The 2,378-nt window shown below is 73.1% G+C and carries 2 protein-coding genes; both read left to right on the plus strand.

The annotated features are described in order from the left end of the window. Nucleotides 1-137 precede the first annotated feature (137 nt). On the plus strand, nt 138-1,496 hold the full coding sequence (locus tag HK417_RS24140) for a Mu transposase domain-containing protein (protein ID WP_222273195.1): 1,359 nt from the start codon (nt 138-140) through the stop codon (nt 1,494-1,496). Then, complete coding sequence (gene istB / locus HK417_RS24145; protein WP_222273199.1) at nt 1,493-2,317, plus strand: IS21-like element helper ATPase IstB; 825 nt, start codon at nt 1,493-1,495, stop codon at nt 2,315-2,317. Before HK417_RS24140 ends, istB begins: the two co-directional genes overlap by 4 nt. The last annotated feature ends 61 nt before the right edge of the window (nt 2,318-2,378 follow it).

A 2,378-nucleotide genomic window follows, 5' to 3' on the forward strand; every position in this document is an offset into this window, starting at 1 on the left:
TGACGGCGCTCAGATGAAAGTCCCCAGACCTGCTCACTGAATTTCCCCACCCGTGGAGCTCCGCCGGAGACGGCGGGGGCTCCTCCGAGGATGGCGGTCTCTGACCACCGCACCACCTCGAAGGAGCCCTGCCTCTCATGCTCACACGGGAGGACGACATCGACGTGCACGCGCTACGTCGCCAGGGCTGGACGATCTCGGCGATCGCCCGGCACCTGGGCCATGACCGCAAGACCATCCGCGCCTACCTCAATGGCCGCCAGGCCGGTGTCCGGGCCCCGGCCGGGCCGGACGGGTTCGCGCCGTTCGTGGACTACTGCCGCGCCCGGCTGAGCGAGGACCCGCACCTGTGGGCCATGACGCTGTTCGACGAGGTCACCGCGCTGGGCTTCGACCGGGCCTACTCCACCTTCACCCGCCAGCTGCGGGCCCGGAGACTGCGCCCGGCCTGCGAATCGTGCGCCCCGGCCCGGGGTCGACCGGCGGCGATCATCGACCATCCGCCGGGTGAGGAGACCCAGTTCGACTGGGTCGAGCTACCCGATCCACCGATCGCCTGGGCCGCCGCCGGCTACCAGGGCAAGGCGTTCCTGCTGGTCGGGGCGCTGGCGCACTCCGGACGCTGGCGCGGCGTGCTCTGCTCGAGCATGGACCAGCCGCACCTGATCGACGCCCTGCACCGGGTCGCCGCCGCCCTGGGCGGGCTCACCCGGAACTGGCGGTTCGACCGGATGGCGACGGTCTGCCACCCCGCGTCTGGGCGGGTGAGCGCGTCGTTCGCCGCGGTCGCCAAGCACTACGGCATCTCGGTGGCGATCTGCCCGCCGCGGCGGGGCAACCGCAAGGGCGTGGTGGAGAAGGCCAACCACACCGCCGCCCAGCGCTGGTGGCGCACCCTGCCCGATGACGTGACACCGGAGCAGGCGCAGGCCTCCCTCGATCGGTTCTGCGCCAGCCGCGGCGACGCCCGGCTGCGCACCGTCGCCGGGCGGCGGGGCAGCGTGCTCACCCACGCCTGCGCCGAGCATCTCGCGCCGTTGCCGGCGCCGTTCCCGGCGGTGCTCACCGCCGAGCGGAAGGTCTCCGCGCAGGCTCTGGTGGCCTACCGCGGCAACTTCTACTCGGTGCCACCGGAGCTGACCGGCACCACGGTGACCGTGGCGCACCGCCTCGGCGCCCCGGCGATCGACATCAGCACCGCGCCGGCGGCCGGCCGGCTGCCGACCGTGCTCGCCCGGCACCAGCTCGCAACCGACGGGGCCGGGGTGCTGGTCCGCGACCACGGCCATGTGATTGCGCTGGAGACCGCCGCGCTGGCCGCGTTCTCCACGGCGGCTCCGCATCGGCGCAAGCAGCGCATCCCACCCGGTCCGGCCGCCCAAGCGGCCGCCGACCATCTCCGCCAGAGCGCCACGAGCGCCGCTCGGGGCGACCAGGTCGTCATCGATCTGGCCGCCTACGACCGCGCCGCCCGAGGAAGGAACACCCTCCGATGACCACCCCGAGCCAGCCGAACACGGCCGCCCAGGCCAGCCTCTACCAGCAGCTGCGCGGCCACCTGGCCACCCTCAAGCTGCACGCCGCCGCCGAGCACCTGCCAGCCGTCCTCGACGCCGCCCGCACCGAGAACCTCAGCCTCACCGCCGCCCTCGAGCGGCTGCTGGCGCTGGAGGTGACCGAGACCGAGGCCCGCCGGCTGGCCGGGCGGCTCCGGTTCGCCTCGCTGCCCTCCCCGGCCTCCCTGGCCGACTTCGACTACGACGCCGCCCCAGGAGTCGACCGGGCGCTGATCGCCGAGCTCGCGACCTGCCGCTACCTGGAGACCGCGACGAACGTGCTGCTCATCGGACCGCCGGGAGTCGGCAAGACCCACCTCGCCGTCGGCCTCGCGAGGGCCTCGGCGCAGGCCGGCTACCGCACCTACTTCACAACCGCCGCCGACCTGGCCGCCCGCTGCCACCGCGCTGCGATCGAAGGACGCTGGGCCACCACCATGCGCTTCTACGCCGGCCCCACCTTGCTGGTCATCGACGAGCTCGGCTACCTGCCATTGCCGGCCGAGGCAGCCTCGGCGCTGTTCCAGGTCGTCTCCCAGCGCTACGGCAAGACCTCCATCGTCTTGACCACCAACCGCGGAGTCGCCTCCTGGGGCGAGGTCCTCGGCGACACCACCGTCGCCGCCGCCATGCTCGACCGGCTCCTGCACCGCTCGGTCGTGCTCAACCTCGACGGCGACAGCTACCGACTCCGCGACCACCACGCCCGCACCGACACCCTCCGCCGAACCGCCACCGGCACCCGCCGACCACTAACCTGACACCGCACCCGGGTGGGGACTTTCGATGAGCACCCCTGGGGACATTCGGCGAGCGCCATCA

The organism is Modestobacter marinus (genome assembly GCF_019799945.1).
In the GTDB taxonomy this organism is placed as follows: domain Bacteria; phylum Actinomycetota; class Actinomycetes; order Mycobacteriales; family Geodermatophilaceae; genus Modestobacter; species Modestobacter marinus_B.